The organism is Mycobacterium neglectum (assembly GCF_002591975.1).
GTDB classification, from domain to species: Bacteria; Actinomycetota; Actinomycetes; order Mycobacteriales; family Mycobacteriaceae; genus Mycobacterium; species Mycobacterium neglectum.
On the sequence record NZ_NVQE01000021.1, the window covers coordinates 82,615 to 96,403 of the forward strand.

At 65.8% G+C, this 13,789-nt stretch carries 17 protein-coding genes; 7 read left to right on the forward strand and 10 right to left on the reverse strand.

Annotation, left to right across the window (positions count from 1 at the left end; all coding sequences use genetic code 11):
- The 3 genes from CSQ99_RS17640 to CSQ99_RS17650 are packed head-to-tail and all read right to left on the reverse strand — an operon-like array spanning position 1 to position 1,999.
- Positions 1 to 873 carry an SAM-dependent methyltransferase gene (locus CSQ99_RS17640; RefSeq protein WP_099040294.1) on the reverse strand — a complete coding sequence of 291 codons (873 nt, stop codon included), beginning with the start codon at positions 871 to 873 and terminating at the stop codon, positions 1 to 3.
- Entirely contained in the window at positions 873 to 1,685 is an 813-nt protein-coding gene (locus CSQ99_RS17645) for a mycofactocin-coupled SDR family oxidoreductase (RefSeq protein WP_099040295.1), read from the reverse strand. Before CSQ99_RS17645 ends, CSQ99_RS17640 begins: the two co-directional genes overlap by 1 nt.
- Positions 1,685 to 1,999: a putative quinol monooxygenase gene (locus CSQ99_RS17650; RefSeq protein WP_099040296.1), complete on the reverse strand. Its 315-nt coding sequence runs from the start codon at positions 1,997 to 1,999 to the stop codon at positions 1,685 to 1,687. The genes CSQ99_RS17645 and CSQ99_RS17650 overlap by 1 nt, the downstream gene beginning before the upstream one ends.
- 267 nt (positions 2,000 to 2,266) lie before the next feature.
- On the opposite strand from CSQ99_RS17650, the gene CSQ99_RS17655 reads away from it, so the two are divergent.
- The gene (locus CSQ99_RS17655; protein WP_176561068.1) at positions 2,267 to 4,723 is read left to right on the forward strand and encodes an FtsK/SpoIIIE family DNA translocase; all 2,457 of its coding nucleotides are present in this window, start codon (positions 2,267 to 2,269) and stop codon (positions 4,721 to 4,723) included.
- Between the two features lie 51 nt (positions 4,724 to 4,774).
- Here CSQ99_RS17655 and CSQ99_RS17660 read toward each other — a convergent pair whose 3' ends face one another.
- Positions 4,775 to 5,284, reverse strand: a complete 510-nt coding sequence (locus CSQ99_RS17660) for an amino-acid N-acetyltransferase (protein ID WP_176561069.1) — start codon at positions 5,282 to 5,284, stop codon at positions 4,775 to 4,777.
- Positions 5,285 to 5,325: 41 nt separating this feature from the next.
- On the opposite strand from CSQ99_RS17660, the gene pgsA reads away from it, so the two are divergent.
- From pgsA to pspM, 4 genes are all read left to right on the forward strand, one after another.
- Positions 5,326 to 5,922, forward strand: a complete 597-nt coding sequence (gene pgsA / locus CSQ99_RS17665) for a CDP-diacylglycerol--glycerol-3-phosphate 3-phosphatidyltransferase (RefSeq protein WP_099040298.1) — start codon at positions 5,326 to 5,328, stop codon at positions 5,920 to 5,922.
- 126 nt (positions 5,923 to 6,048) lie between these two features.
- Positions 6,049 to 6,381, forward strand: coding sequence for a transcriptional regulator ClgR (gene clgR, locus CSQ99_RS17670; RefSeq protein ID WP_099040299.1), 333 nt, complete (start codon positions 6,049 to 6,051; stop codon positions 6,379 to 6,381).
- A 114-nt stretch (positions 6,382 to 6,495) separates the two neighbouring features.
- Complete coding sequence (gene pspA, locus CSQ99_RS17675) at positions 6,496 to 7,308, forward strand: phage shock protein PspA (protein ID WP_099040300.1); 813 nt, start codon at positions 6,496 to 6,498, stop codon at positions 7,306 to 7,308.
- A gap of 18 nt (positions 7,309 to 7,326) precedes the next feature.
- Positions 7,327 to 8,145, forward strand: a complete 819-nt coding sequence (gene pspM / locus CSQ99_RS17680; RefSeq protein WP_099040301.1) for a phage shock envelope stress response protein PspM — start codon at positions 7,327 to 7,329, stop codon at positions 8,143 to 8,145.
- On the opposite strand, the gene CSQ99_RS17685 is transcribed toward pspM, so the two are convergent.
- Positions 8,142 to 8,558 carry a DUF5313 domain-containing protein gene (locus CSQ99_RS17685; RefSeq protein ID WP_099040302.1) on the reverse strand — a complete coding sequence of 139 codons (417 nt, stop codon included), beginning with the start codon at positions 8,556 to 8,558 and terminating at the stop codon, positions 8,142 to 8,144. The two genes, pspM and CSQ99_RS17685, sit on opposite strands and share 4 nt — an antisense overlap.
- Positions 8,559 to 8,587: 29 nt before the next feature.
- On the reverse strand, positions 8,588 to 9,028 hold the full coding sequence (locus tag CSQ99_RS17690) for a limonene-1,2-epoxide hydrolase family protein (protein ID WP_099040303.1): 441 nt from the start codon (positions 9,026 to 9,028) through the stop codon (positions 8,588 to 8,590).
- Positions 9,029 to 9,069: 41 nt separating this feature from the next.
- Between CSQ99_RS17690 and CSQ99_RS17695 the strand changes: the two genes are divergently transcribed.
- Positions 9,070 to 10,242 carry a glycosyltransferase gene (locus CSQ99_RS17695; protein WP_099040304.1) on the forward strand — a complete coding sequence of 391 codons (1,173 nt, stop codon included), beginning with the start codon at positions 9,070 to 9,072 and terminating at the stop codon, positions 10,240 to 10,242.
- A 10-nt stretch (positions 10,243 to 10,252) separates the two neighbouring features.
- Positions 10,253 to 10,447: a DUF3046 domain-containing protein gene (locus CSQ99_RS17700; protein ID WP_099040320.1), complete on the forward strand. Its 195-nt coding sequence runs from the start codon at positions 10,253 to 10,255 to the stop codon at positions 10,445 to 10,447.
- Position 10,448: 1 nt separating this feature from the next.
- On the opposite strand, the gene CSQ99_RS17705 is transcribed toward CSQ99_RS17700, so the two are convergent.
- Genes CSQ99_RS17705 through CSQ99_RS17720 form a run of 4 tightly spaced genes read right to left on the reverse strand, consistent with a single transcriptional unit; the run spans position 10,449 to position 13,640 of the window.
- Positions 10,449 to 11,150 (reverse strand): DUF6390 family protein, encoded by a 702-nt coding sequence (locus CSQ99_RS17705; protein ID WP_099040305.1) that lies wholly within the window; start codon positions 11,148 to 11,150, stop codon positions 10,449 to 10,451.
- Positions 11,151 to 12,230, reverse strand: a complete 1,080-nt coding sequence (hypE, locus tag CSQ99_RS17710; protein ID WP_099040306.1) for a hydrogenase expression/formation protein HypE — start codon at positions 12,228 to 12,230, stop codon at positions 11,151 to 11,153. It lies immediately after the preceding gene.
- A complete protein-coding gene (gene hypD / locus CSQ99_RS17715; RefSeq protein WP_099040307.1) occupies positions 12,223 to 13,323 on the reverse strand; it encodes a hydrogenase formation protein HypD in 1,101 nt (366 codons plus the stop codon). The genes hypE and hypD overlap by 8 nt, the downstream gene beginning before the upstream one ends.
- Positions 13,320 to 13,640 carry a HypC/HybG/HupF family hydrogenase formation chaperone gene (locus CSQ99_RS17720; RefSeq protein ID WP_099040308.1) on the reverse strand — a complete coding sequence of 107 codons (321 nt, stop codon included), beginning with the start codon at positions 13,638 to 13,640 and terminating at the stop codon, positions 13,320 to 13,322. The genes hypD and CSQ99_RS17720 overlap by 4 nt, the downstream gene beginning before the upstream one ends.
- Between the last annotated feature and the right edge of the window lie 149 nt (positions 13,641 to 13,789).

The following is a 13,789-nucleotide window of genomic DNA, read 5'->3' on the forward strand; positions in this document are numbered from 1 at the left end:
TCAGGTCTTCTCGGCGTAGGCCGTCCACTCCAGCTGCGACGCGGTCAGATTGCGGCCGGCCGGTCCGACGTAGTGGCGTAGAAAGTAGTCCGGTCCGGCCTGTTCGATCAGCCGCCATCCGTATTCGGCCACAAAGCTGGAAATTTCGGCGGGATCCAGTCCGAACTGCCAAAGCTGAGTCTTCTCGCGGAACCTGCGATAGGCGGACCTGGCGCCGTACATGTTCGTGCCGTCGATGAAATCCCTTCGCACGTAGGTGAACACCAACCGGCTGCCAGGGGCGGCGGCCCGCAGGTACTCGAAGGTGGTGCGCACCGCATCGGCGGTCAGGTACTGCGTCACACCCTCGGCGATGAAGAAGGTCCGCTGGTCGCCGCGATGCCCGGCCCTGGCGAGTTCTGCGGCGAGATCGTCGGTTTCAAAATCCACCGGTACCAACCGAACCGACGGAGGTGCTTGGCCCAACACCCGACGTACGACGGCTTCCTTGCGTCCGATGTTGACCGGCAGGTCTACCCCGTATACCGGTACGTCGGACCGCCGGGCGAGGCGATACGGCCTGGTGTCCATTCCCGCGCCGAGGATGACGACCGCGTCGATGCCGGGCAAGGCGTCATCGAGCTTCTCGTCGATGAATTGTTTGCGGCAAGCCAGATTCACCCACAGTCCAGGGCCTGACCGCTCGGTCGCGCCGATCATCAGGCGCCGGAGAAGACCGAGCCGCGTCGCACTCACCACGGCGCGCAGCCCAGCAGGTAGGAACGCAAACGCCAAGTCGTCGTTGACGAGTCGGCGCTCCGGTGCCTCGCGCTGCTCGACGGCGGTCAGGACCATCGGGCCGAAGGCAGTTTGCGCGGCCGGGTTGTGCGCCATCAGCGCTTGTTGACCGATCCGGCGTCCACGGGCAGCGTCACACCGGTGACGTAGCGCGCCTCGTCGGAAACCAGCCACGCCACCGCGTTGGCGATGTCTTCGGGCTGGAGCATCTGCACCGGTAACGCGTTGCCCATCTCCTGCGGGGTCCTGTCGGCGATGTTGCCAAGCCACTGCCGGGTGGCCTCGTTGTTGATCATCGGCGTATCCACACCCGCCGGATGCACTGAATTCACCCGAATACTGTGTGGAGCAAGCAGATTGGCGTACAACCGAACCAGCCCGACGATGCCGTGTTTGGCTGCGACGTAGCCCACGGCGCCTGCGTCGTGGCTGCCGACGCCGATCAGTCCCGCCACCGAACTGGTGAGCACGATGGCCCCGCCCTCACCCTGATCGATCATCGTCGGGATCGCCACTTCGACGGTGTGGTACACGCCGGTCAGGTTGACGTCGATGACGTCCTGCCACCCCTCTGGACCCGATTGCATCGGCGCGATACCGGCGTTCGCGACCACGATGTCCAGCCGGCCGAGTTCGTCGACGCCGGCCGCCAGAGCCTTGTTCAAGGCATGCTGATCGCGGACGTCGGCCTGCTGCGCCACGATTCGCGCACCGGTGTCCTCGACGAGCTTGACCGTCAGAGCGAGATCGTCAGATGTGGCCAGGGGATAGGGCACCGATGCGATCTGGTCGCAGATGTCGACCGCGATGATGTTCGCACCGTCGGAGGCCAGCCTGACCGCCTCGGCGCGGCCCTGACCGCGGGCGGCGCCGGTGATGAATGCGACTTTGCCGTCGAGCGCGGGCATTAGGGACGCAGCGCGCCCTTCGCGGGATCTCCGGCGACCACTGGCTCCAACATTTTGATGTCCGGTGCGCCGTCGAGGTGCTCGCCGACGGTGCCGAACAGTGTGGCGACAGCGGGTGCTTGACTGTGCGCCGTCAACGCGTCGGCGTCAGCCCACTGCTCGACGAAGACAAAGGTCCCGTCGGACTCGTGCAGCGCATAGAGCTCACATCCGGGTTCCTGGTGCACCGCCTCGATGGCCTGCTTGCATGCATCGCGGACGGTGTCCACCGACTCGGGCTTTGCGGTCATGGTTGCGACGACGACGATGGGCATGGGCATGAACTCCTCGGTGAGTGCTGGCCAGACGTGAGATCACCCTACTCAGCGAACCTAACTAAATTCCGGCCACCCGGCGCCCACGCCAGGCCGACCAACGCGAGCAGGAAGCGCAAGGCGCCTTGTTCGCGGTCGAAATCGCCGCGACCTGTGTCTTTTCGGCCATTTGGGCACGCAACCGCAGATCAGGTCGGCGATTGATACCTTTCTGTGACCCGTGTGGCTGATGGTGATTATGGGGCTGTTGCGACTAGTCTTACAGGCATGCCCAGTAAGACCGCCGCGCGCTCCGGCAGCCGTTCTAGCAGGTCAAAGTCCAGCGCACGGGCCGGAACGCGGACCACCCAGAAGCGGAAACCGGCACCACGACGGAGCCCCTCGCCGATTTCAACGGCAGGCGCCACCGTCGGCCGCGGTGTGCGCGCGGGCTGGTTGATGCTGGCCAAGGGCGCCGGGTCGACGGCCCGGTCCGTCGGCCGAGCCGGCGACCTCGAGCCTGGCCACCGCCGTGATGGCATCGCCCTGGCACTGCTCGGCGTCGCCGTGGTGATCGCCGCGAGTTCCTGGTTCGATGCGGCGCGGCCTGTCGGGGCCTGGATCGACACGTTCCTACGGGTGCTCGTCGGTTCCTCGGTAGCGCTGGTGCCGCTCGCGCTGGCCGTGATCGCCGTGGTGCTCATGCGCACCGAGCCCGACCCCGAGACGCGGCCCCGGCTGATCCTCGGCACGGCCATGATCGTGCTGCCCGCGTTGGGCCTGTGGCATCTGTGGGCGGGTTCCCCTGCCGAGTCCGTCGCGCGACAACACGCCGCCGGCTTCGTCGGCTTCGCGATCGGCGGTCCGCTCTCCGATGGGCTGACGGTGTGGATCGCGGTGCCGCTGCTGTTCATCGCCGCACTCTTCGGCCTGCTGCTGGTCACCGGGACGACGATCCGCGAGGTACCCGACACCCTTCGGACGATGTTCTCGCCGCGCGCCTTGCGGGGTGAGTACTACGACGACGAGTATTACGACGACGATGAACCCGCCGTCGCGGCCGAAGACGACTTCTCCGACGGCTACTACGACGACCCCGCCGGCTACGGAAACGACGAGGCGACGGCGTGGCCCACCGGCACCCCGATGGAGAACTATCCGATCGAGGACGAGACGCCGACCATTCCCGAGCCCACCGCCAGGGCACGGAAGAAGAAGGCCAAGCCCAAGATCGTCGATCGCGTCGTCGAAGGCCCCTACACGCTGCCGCCGCTTGAATTGCTCGCCGCGGGCGACCCGCCGAAGCGGCGTACTGCCGCCAACGACCGTATGTCGGAGTCCATTTCGGAGGTGCTTCACCAGTTCAAGGTGGACGCGGCCGTGACCGGGTGCACCCGCGGTCCGACGGTCACGCGGTATGAGGTCGAGTTGGGGCCGGGCGTCAAAGTCGAGAAGATCACCGCACTTCAGAAGAACATCGCGTACGCGGTCGCGACGGAGAGCGTGCGGATGTTGGCGCCGATTCCCGGCAAGTCCGCCGTTGGCATCGAGGTACCCAACGTCGACCGCGAGATGGTTCGGCTGGCCGACGTGCTCACCGACCCCACGACACGCAGCGACCATCATCCGCTGGTGATCGCCCTCGGCAAAGACATTGAGGGCGAATACATCTCGTGCAATCTCGCGAAGATGCCGCATCTTCTGGTTGCCGGTTCGACAGGGTCGGGCAAGTCGAGCTTCGTGAACTCGATGCTGGTGTCGCTGCTGGCGCGGGCCACTCCGGAAGAGGTCAGGATGATCCTGATCGACCCGAAGATGGTGGAACTGACCCCCTATGAAGGCATTCCGCATCTGATCACCCCGATCGTCACCCAGCCGAAGAAAGCGGCGGCCGCGCTGGCGTGGTTGGTCGAGGAGATGGAACAGCGCTACCAGGACATGCAGGCAAGCCGGGTGCGGCACATCGACGACTTCAACAAGAAGGTGCGGACAGGGGAGATCACCGCTCCACTCGGAAGTCAGCGCGTGTACAAGCCCTATCCCTACATCGTCGCGATCGTCGACGAGCTCGCCGACCTGATGATGACGGCCCCGCGCGATGTCGAAGATGCCATCGTGCGCATCACCCAGAAAGCGCGCGCGGCCGGCATCCACCTCGTGCTGGCCACCCAGCGGCCGTCGGTGGACGTCGTCACGGGCCTGATCAAGACCAACGTTCCGTCCAGGCTGGCGTTCGCCACCTCGTCGCTGACCGACAGCCGGGTGATCCTCGACCAGCAGGGCGCAGAGAAGCTGATCGGCATGGGCGACGCCCTGTTCATTCCGATGGGCGCCAACAAGGCGATCAGGCTGCAGGGCGCCTTCGTCAGCGACGAGGAGATCCATGCCGTCGTCAGCGCCTGTAAGGACCAGGCCGAGCCGGAGTACACCGAAGGCGTCACGGTCGCCAAGACCAACAGTGAGCGCACCGACGTCGATCCCGACATCGGCGACGACATGGACGTGTTCCTGCAGGCGGTGGAGCTGGTGGTGTCCAGTCAGTTCGGGTCGACGTCGATGCTGCAGCGCAAGCTGCGGGTGGGCTTCGCCAAGGCGGGCCGGTTGATGGACCTGATGGAGACCCGCAACATCGTCGGCCCGAGCGAGGGATCCAAGGCCCGCGAGGTGTTGGTCAAGCCCGACGAGTTGGCAGGCACTTTGATGCTGATCCGCGGCGGCGATGCAGGCGACGACGACGAGGAGTAGCGATTTCGGCGTGCCAGGTCACGCTCAGCGTGACTCAGCACGCCGAACTCACTAAAGCGTCAGCAGCATTCGGGTGTTGCCGAGGATGTTGGGCTTGACGTAGGACAGGTCCAGGAACTCGGCCACGCCGGTGTCGTATGAGCGACACATCTCCTCGTAGACCTCAGCCGTGACCGGGGTGCCGGCGATCTCCTGGAAGCCGTGTCGACTGAAGAACGCGACTTCGAAGGTCAGCACGAAGATGCGTTCCAGGTGCAGATCTCTGGCCACATCCAGCAACCGGTCGACGATCGCGTGGCCGACCCCATGGCCCTTGACCTTGGGGTGGACCGCCACCGTGCGTACTTCGCCAAGGTCGGACCAGAGCACGTGCAGCGCGCCGCACCCGATCAGTTCGCCGTCGATCTCGGCGACCCAGAACTCCTGGACGGTCTCGTAGAGCGTCACCAGATTCTTCTCGAGAAGGATCTTTCCGGAGTAGATGTCGACCAGAGCCTTCATCGCCGGCACATCCGAGGTTCTGGCCCGCCGGATGGCGACCTGTCCGGGATCTGCGCTCACACGTGGAGAGTATCGGTCCGAGCAACCGATATTCTGTTGCGGTGCCGGGCGAACCAACCACCGATCCTGTGGTTCCGCGCGCCCGCGTGGCGAACATCGCCAACGTGCTCACCGGTGTGCGACTGGCCTTGGTACCTGTCTTCCTGGTCGTGCTCTTCGTCGCCGACGGCCACGAAACATCTTGGCGGATAGCCGCATTCATCGTGTTCACGGTGGCGGTGATCACGGACCGGTTCGACGGTGCGCTCGCCCGCAGCTACGGGATGGTCACCGAATTCGGCACGCTGATCGACCCGATCGCCGATAAAGCGCTCATCGGCGCCGCCTTGATCGGCCTGTCGATGCTCGGCGAGGTGCCCTGGTGGATCACCGTGGTGATCATGACGCGCGAGATCGGCATCACAGTGCTGCGATTCGCGGTCCTTCGCCACGGAGTCATCCCGGCCAGTCGCGGCGGCAAACTGAAAACCCTCGTCCAAGGTGTGGCCATCGGCCTGTTTGTGCTCCCGCTGTCGGGCCCTTGGCTCACCGGCGCGTGGGTCGTGATGTGGGCGGCAGTGGTCCTGACGGTGGTCACCGGCGTGGACTACGTCGTCTCCGCGATCCGCGATTCGCGCGCACGCCCCGCCGCGCACTGACGCCAAGCCTCCTTGCTGCGGTTTCGGCCCGGACGTCGGCTATTTGCCCGATCCGGGAACCACCCGCAAGCCCGCGGCGTTGCCCTAATACAAAGCCAGCGACGGACCTCTCGGAAGGGGAGCACGATGACGGCATTGCTGCGCGAGGTGATCGGCGACGTCCTGCGCCGTGCTCGCACCGAGCAGGGCCGCACCCTGCGCGAAGTGTCCGATTCCGCCCGGGTCAGCCTCGGCTACCTCTCGGAGGTCGAGCGCGGGCGCAAGGAGGCCTCCAGCGAGTTGCTCAGCGCCATCTGCAGTGCGTTGGACGTGCCGCTGTCGCGGGTGCTGTTCGAAGCCGGCGACGAGATGGGCCGCAAGGAGCTTGCCGCGTTCGAACGCGAGTCGATCGGCGCGGCCAACATCGACGCAGCGACCAAGGTCGTCATTCCCCAGGTTGTGTCGATGGCGGTCGCCTAAAAAGCCGGAGCCGGTGTAGGTGCGGCAATGGTCGCCGACCCGATAGATTGGGTCGCACGGTAAGCCGGCGGCCCAAGGCCGAGACAACGACAGACACGAAGGCGGAACGAACCGATGGCCAACCCGTTCACCAAGGCGTGGAAGTACCTGATGGCGCTGTTCAGCTCCAAGGTCGACGAGTATGCCGATCCAAAGGTGCAGATCCAGCAGGCCATCGAAGAGGCCCAGCGCCAGCACCAGGCGTTGACCCAGCAGGCCGCCCAGGTCATCGGCAACCAGCGCCAGCTGGAGATGCGGCTCAACCGCCAGCTCGCCGACATCGAGAAGCTTCAGGTCAATGTCCGTCAGGCGCTGACCCTGGCCGATCAGGCCACCGCCGCCGGTGACGCCGCCAGGGCCACCGAGTACACCAATGCCGCCGAGGCGTTCGCCGCGCAGCTGGTGACCTCAGAGCAGAGCGTCGAGGACCTCAAGAGCCTCCACGACCAGGCACTGCAGGCCGCCGGGCAGGCCAAGAAGGCCGTCGAGCAGAACGCGATGATGCTCCAGCAGAAGATCGCCGAGCGCACCAAGCTGCTCAGCCAGCTCGAGCAGGCCAAGATGCAGGAGCAGGTCAGCGCGTCGCTGCGGTCGATGAGCGAGCTCGCCGCGCCAGGCACCACGCCGAGCCTCGACGAGGTGCGCGACAAAATCGAGCGCCGCTACGCCAACGCCATTGGTTCGGCCGAGCTGGCGCAGAACTCCGTGCAGGGCCGGATGATGGAGGTGCAGTCGGCCAGCGTGCAGATGGCGGGGCATTCGCGGCTCGAGCAGATCCGAGCGTCCATGCGCGGTGAGCAGTTGCCGGCGGGCGGTAACGCCGCTGCCGCACCAGCCGCCCCCGCTACCAACCCCCAAGCGACACCAGAAAACCCGCTGTCGCAATAAATTCCGTGAGGAACAGGTGTGAATTCGCGAGCGAGTAGACCGGAGCCCTTGCGCTCGTTGGTGCAGCGCGGCGTGGACACCGCGGCAGAGTGGTCCGACGTGATGGCCGAAAAGCTCAACGCCGCAGCCGATCCGCGTGCCAAATTGTTGCGCAAGCGACGCTGGGCGTTGCGGTTGGGCGTCTTCTTCACGGTGTCGTCGGTGTTCTGGATCGGCGTGACCGGGCTGCTGTCGGCGTGGGAGACCCCGTTCTGGGCACTGTTCATTCCGGCTCCCATCGCGGTCGGCGCGGCCTTCTTGGCGACGCTGTCGTTCCTGCGCTACCGCTGGTTGCGAGGTGAGCCGTTGCCGCCGCCGCGATCCCGCAGCGTTCGTCGACTTCCGGCGTGGGGCTCGGCTGCCCGCCAGCCGATGGCCGCGCTGGCAGCCTCAGAACGCGGCCTGTTCTCGCTGCTCGGTGTGATGGAGCGCGGCCGGATGCTGCCCGCCGACGAGCTTCGTGAACTGAGCGCCGCGGCCAACCAGACGGCCGCCACCATGACTGCGACCGCCAACGAGGTGGTGTCGATGGAACGGACGATCAGTTCCGCACCGCAGTCGCGCGCGCATCTGGCCCCGACGATCCAGGCGTTCACAGCACAGCTGGACCAGGGCAGCCGTCAGTACAACGAAATGGTGACCGCAGCAGCGCAACTGGTGTCGGCGGCCAACACCGGATCGATGTCGAGCTCACCCATGGCGCAGCAGCGGTACCGCAACGAGCTGTCGAATGCGACCGATCGCCTGCTCGGGTGGGCACAGGCCTTCGACGAACTCGGACACCTGCGCCGGGCCTAGACGTCGTGTGAACTCGACGGCCCTGACCGGGGTCCGTAGCGCTCGATATACGCCTCGTGGACGTGGGCGTTCTTCTCGCGGGAGAGCACGTCGACCAGGTTCGGGTCCAGACCGTGCTTTCGCAGCATGTGTCGGCGCCAGACCTTGTTGAGCGCGTGTGAGAAGAACACGAACGGGATCAGGATCGGCAGCGTCATGGACAGGTGCACGTCCAGCGTCGTCGGAATGAACCAGAACGGGATCAGGATGATGAACGCCGGAACGAAGACGCGGATCATCATGCGGACCGTCGCGCCCTTGCCCGCCAGGTCGTTGCGCACCCAGTCGTGCATCGAGGCGGGCAGCGCACGGCCGTAGCAGTAGCCGGTGTATTCGAACAGGTTCGGCCTGGTGCGCGCGGGTTCTGTGCTCATATCGAGCCCGAATGGTAGCAATCCGCAGGCTACATGGACGCGCGCAGCGAAGGGAACACCGTCGCAGCGATTCCCCGGAGGGTGCCCTTCACAAAGTCCAGCGTGTCGAAATAGTCCCGCCACAGGGTGATTCGGCCCGCATGCACCTCGAAGGTCCCGCAGACCCAGAACTGAATGCGCAGCGGTCCGAACACCATCGCGTCGGTGCGCTCGGTCAGCACCGCATTGCCTTCGGCGGCGATGCGATGGACCTTGACCTCGAAGCCCATGCGGCCTTCGCCCCGTCGCAACAGCCCGATGATGCGTTCGCGGCCACGGATGATGGGGAAGCCGACGTTCTCCCATTCGATGTTGTCCGCGAGTAGGCGGTCGGCGGTGTCGAAGTCCTCGTCCTGCAATGCGTAGAGGAACGTTTCCACTGCACGGACGTTGTCGAGGTCGGGTCTCACAGGGGAAGCCTGGTCGGTCATGTCCTCAGCCTATGGTGCGGCGCTGTGGCATGGTAGGCCCAATGCGCGTCGCGGTCGTTGCCGGACCCGATCCGGGGCACGCCTTTCCGGCCATTGCGCTGTGCCTTCGCTTCCTGGCCAACGGGGATTCACCGACACTTGTGACCGGCACACGATGGCTGGCTACGGCGAAAGCGGCCGGGGTTGAAGCGGTCGAACTCCTCGGTTTGGACGTGACCGAGGCGGATGACGATGCCGATGCCGGAGCGAAGATCAATCAGCGTGCGGCGCGGATGGCGGTGCTCAACGTGCCGCAACTGACGGAGCTGGCGCCGGACCTCGTGGTGTCGGATGTGATCACCGTTGCCGGTGGATTCGCCGCCGAGTTGCTGGGACTGCCCTGGGTCGAGCTGAACCCCCAGCCGCTGTATCGGCCGTCGAAGGGGCTTCCGCCGATCGGCAGCGGACTGGCACCGGGCGTCGGAATCCGCGGCAAGGTCCGCGACGCGGTGCTGCGCACGTTGTCCGCCCGGTCGTGGCGGGACGGACTCCGACAGCGGGAGGCCGCGCGTGTCGAAATCGGTTTACCTGCAACCGATCCGGGTCCGCGCCGGCGGCTGATCGCCACGCTCCCCGCATTGGAGGTACCGCGACCCGACTGGCCTTCCGAGGCGGCGATTGTCGGGCCGCTGCACTTTGAGCCGACGTCGTCGAAGCTGGAGATTCCACCGGGCTCCGGGCCGGTGGTGGTCGTCGCACCGTCGACGGCTACCACCGGTGCTCGCGGCCTGGCTGAGCTGGCCCTGGGCACCCTGACGCCGGGGGATGCGCTTCCGGCGGGGTCGCGGGTCGTCGTTTCGCGGCTGCGTGGCCCCGATGCGCCGGTGCCACCGTGGGCGGTGGTCGGGCTCGGGCGCCAGGACGAGCTGCTGTCGAACGCCGACGTGGTGGTCTGCGGCGGCGGGCACGGCATGGTGTCCAAGACGCTGCTGGCGGGCGTGCCGCTGGTGGTGGTGCCAGGTGGCGGCGACCAATGGGAGATCTCCAATCGCGTTGTGCGGCAGGGCAGCGCACTACTCGTACGTCCGTTGACTGCGGAGGCGTTGACGACAGCCGTGCGCGAGGTGTTGTCGTCGCAGGGCTATCGGGAGGCGGCACGGCGGGCCGGAGCATCCATCGCAGGTGTCGACGATCCGGTACGGGTGTGCCATGAAGCGGTCGCACCGAAGGCGTAGGTTGGGCGGCGTGCGTTTGACGGAATTCAACGTCCTCGTCGAGGGTCAGTTCGGATCGGTGCGTGGTGCGTCGCTGCTCGTCGACCACGTGCTCACGAGCCTCGGCGGGCGCACCCCTGTGCAGGCCATCGAGGACGGCGTCGACCCGCGTGACGTCTGGCGCGCGCTGTGCGCGGACTTCGACGTCCCGCGCGATCAGTGGTGACTCAAGCGCTCCGCGAGCGGGCCCCGTTCACCAGGTCGAGTGTCGTCAGAGTCGCCGTTTCGAGGGCCGTCGCGTCTCCCTCACTGAGCGCCCCGCACACCCAGTCCCAATGGGCAGAGACCGTTTCGCCGGGTGCCGGGGCAGGTGCCAGCGAGTCTCCGTCCTGGCTCCAGCGCACCCGTTGCACCCCGGGATCGCCGAGCGCGAGTGTGCCGTCGTCGAAGGTCAACCGGCGGGAGACGATCTCGGCGCGCTCGCCGTCGATCGATGCGACCTTTCCCCAGCGGATCCGGCAGTCCTGCATCACCCGCAGCGGCGTCGTCGGATCGCGGTCGAGAAACTGCACCCAGGGGTAGACCACGAACACGTGAAAACTGTGATGCGCCAATGCGTGTGCCCGATCCGGCAGATCGTCGAGCAGTCCGGTGACCTGGCCGGTGAAGGCGTTACGCAGTCGCGACAACAGCTCGGCGGGATCGACCTTGTCCAGCAGGGGTCCACCTATCCAGTAACTGCGGACGACGTCGGAATCAAGAGGGTCCGAAATCCCCGCGGCATCCGCGATCGCCTGCAGATATGGCCATGCGCCGTCGAACTCCCGCGCATGCGACGCGAGTTCGGTGTGAGCGACGTCGGCGGGCCCGCAATAGCCCAGTTCGTTCGGCGGGTAGGCGAAGCAGGCGAAGGTCTCGTGCCCCCTCATTCAGCAGATCCGCGGTAGTTGTTCGCCGATGGGAAGGTCGACGACGCGGGTGCCGCCCAGTGCGGTCTTGGCGGACACCATCCCCGGATGCTCGCCGACGCAGTGACCGATCACGGTGGCGTGGGCGCCGAGCGGGTGGGCTTGCATGGCGGCGAGAACCCTATCGGCGTCCGCCGATGCAACGAACGCGAGCAGCTTGCCTTCGTTGGCCACATAGAGCGGGTCGAGGCCCAGCAGCCCGCAGGCGTCGCGGACCTCGGCGGGGATCGGTAGTGTCCGCTCGTCCAGCGAGATGCCGACGCGAGCCGTCTTGGCGATCTCGTTCAGCGTCGCCGCGACGCCACCTCTGGTGGGATCGCGCAGCGCGTGGATATCGGCACCCGTTTCGATCATCGCGGCAACCAGGCCGTGCAGGGGCGCAGTGTCGCTCGCGACGGTGGTGCCGAACTCCAGTCCTTCGCGGCAGCTCATCACCGCCACCCCGTGTACGCCGATGTCGCCGCTGACGATGACGACGTCGCCCTCGGTCGCCCGCTGCGGACGGATGTCGGCGCGTTCGTCGATCAGCCCGATGCCGGCGGTGTTGATATATACGCCGTCCCCGTGACCGGCATCGACCACCTTGGTGTCGCCCGTCACCAGCTTGACGCCTGCCGCCATCGCCGCCGTCCCCACAGCGCGGGCGATCTGTGCGAGCTCATCGAGAGGGGTGCCCTCCTCGAGAATGAAGGCCGTTGACAGCACGAGTGGCCGCGCACCCGCCATCGCCAGGTCGTTGACGGTGCCGTTCACCGCGAGGTCGCCGATCGTACCGCCGGGGAAAACCAGCGGTCTGACCACAAAGGAATCGGTCGAGAACGCCAACCGCACATTGCCGACATCCAGCACCGCGGAATCGCCCATGCCCGCATCGGCCGCGGGACCGAACGCAGGCAGGAAGAGGTGCTCGATGAGTTCGGCCGACATCGCGCCACCGCCACCGTGTCCCATCACGATGTTCGGTGAATCCCGAAGGGGCGCCGGACACACCCACGACTCCATGTCGATGGTGGCGCCGGCCTCCGCGGGGGTCTCAGGCATTCGACAACTCCAGCCGCCGGTACAGGTAGTAGGCGGCGCAGGCTCCCTCCGACGAGACCATCGTGGCGCCAAGGGGATTGCGCGGGGTGCACAATGTGCCGAACGCCTCGCACTCGTGCGGCTTGATCAGCCCCTGGAGCACCTCGCCCGACCGGCAAACCGACGACTCCTCGGTGTGGATGTCGGTGACGGAGAAGCGATGCTCGGCGTCGTAGTCGCGGTAGGCGTGCGAGAGTCGCCACCCGCTACTCGGGATCATGCCGATGCCGCGCCACGCTCGGTCGGTCACTTCGAAGACGTCGAGGAGCATGGCCTTGGCCGCGGAGTTCCCCTCGGTCTGGACCGCGCGCGGATAGGCGTTTTCCAGTTCGTGACGTCCCGATTCCAGCTGCAGCACCGTGCGCCGGATTCCTTCGAGGATGTCCAGCGGCTCAAAGCCTGTGACGACGATCGGAATGTCGTACTTGTCGCACAGCGACGGATACTCCTCGGTCCCCATCACGGTGCAGACATGACCGGCGGCCAGGAAGGCCTGCACCCGGCAGGACGGCGATTCCATGATCGCCGAAATCGCCGGCGGCACGAGGACGTGGGATACCAGTAGCGAGAAGTTATCGATACCAAGGCGTTTGGCTTGATATACGGTCATCGCGTTGGCTGGCGCGGTGGTCTCGAAGCCGATGCCGAAGAACACCACCTGTTTGTCGGGGTTGTCCTGTGCCACTTTCAGCGCGTCGAGCGGTGAGTACACCACCCGGATGTCGCCGCCCTGGCTCTTGACACCGAACAGGTCCTTTTCGCTGCCGGGCACCCGCAACATGTCGCCGAATGAACAGAAGATCACATCGGGTCGTGACGCGATCTCCAGGGCCTTGTCGATGATCTCCAGTGGCGTCACGCAGACCGGGCAACCGGGACCGTGGATCATCTCGATGGTATCCGGCAACAGCTGGTCGATGCCATGCCGGATGATCGAATGCGTCTGTCCGCCACATACTTCCATGATCGACCACCGCTGACTGGCGGCAGCCTTGATCTCGTCGACGAGATGTCCGGCGAGTTGGGGATCGCTGAACTCATCCAGGTACTTCATGACTTCACCTCAGTGTTTCCGTTGGTCGAGTTGGGGTTGTCGAGACCGGCCTGCTGGGCGGCCAGCTCGAAACCGTCGGTGAACTCCTCTTTCAGCACCCCGAGGTGTTCGAACTCGGCGAGTGTGCGCATCGCTGATTCCTCGTCGAGGCGTTGAAGTGCGAAACCGACATGGACGACGACGTATTGGCCGACTTCCGCATCGGGGATGTACTCCAGGCAGACGTCTTTCTTGATTCCACCGAAATCGACGACTGACATCAGAGTGCCGTCACGGTCGTCGATGCTGACAATCTTCCCCGGTACCGCTAAGCACATCAGCGGCCTCCCTTCCTCATGAGAAATTCCGACTTGTATGGGTGTCACGGCAGGTGAATGGGATTGCAGTCCATAGCGTGTCGTAGCAGACCGGAGGAATGACTCGCGAAATTCCTGTCACCCGCAGTGCGGGTTGACCCTGGTGGGGT

Bases quoted from the DNA above. Each gene is read 5' to 3' on its own strand.
- CSQ99_RS17640 (WP_099040294.1), bottom strand. From the start codon at position 873: ATGGCGCACAACCCGGCCGCGCAAACTGCCTTCGGCCCGATGGTCCTG.
- CSQ99_RS17645 (WP_099040295.1), bottom strand. From the start codon at position 1,685: ATGCCCGCGCTCGACGGCAAAGTCGCATTCATCACCGGCGCCGCCCGC.
- CSQ99_RS17650 (WP_099040296.1), bottom strand. From the start codon at position 1,999: ATGCCCATCGTCGTCGTCGCAACCATGACCGCAAAGCCCGAGTCGGTG.
- CSQ99_RS17655 (WP_176561068.1), top strand. From the start codon at position 2,267: ATGCCCAGTAAGACCGCCGCGCGCTCCGGCAGCCGTTCTAGCAGGTCA.
- clgR (WP_099040299.1), top strand. From the start codon at position 6,049: ATGACGGCATTGCTGCGCGAGGTGATCGGCGACGTCCTGCGCCGTGCT.
- pspA (WP_099040300.1), top strand. From the start codon at position 6,496: ATGGCCAACCCGTTCACCAAGGCGTGGAAGTACCTGATGGCGCTGTTC.
- CSQ99_RS17685 (WP_099040302.1), bottom strand. From the start codon at position 8,558: ATGAGCACAGAACCCGCGCGCACCAGGCCGAACCTGTTCGAATACACC.
- CSQ99_RS17690 (WP_099040303.1), bottom strand. From the start codon at position 9,028: ATGACCGACCAGGCTTCCCCTGTGAGACCCGACCTCGACAACGTCCGT.
- CSQ99_RS17695 (WP_099040304.1), top strand. From the start codon at position 9,070: ATGCGCGTCGCGGTCGTTGCCGGACCCGATCCGGGGCACGCCTTTCCG.
- CSQ99_RS17705 (WP_099040305.1), bottom strand. From the start codon at position 11,150: ATGAGGGGGCACGAGACCTTCGCCTGCTTCGCCTACCCGCCGAACGAA.
- hypE (WP_099040306.1), bottom strand. From the start codon at position 12,230: ATGCCTGAGACCCCCGCGGAGGCCGGCGCCACCATCGACATGGAGTCG.
- hypD (WP_099040307.1), bottom strand. From the start codon at position 13,323: ATGAAGTACCTGGATGAGTTCAGCGATCCCCAACTCGCCGGACATCTC.
- CSQ99_RS17720 (WP_099040308.1), bottom strand. From the start codon at position 13,640: ATGTGCTTAGCGGTACCGGGGAAGATTGTCAGCATCGACGACCGTGAC.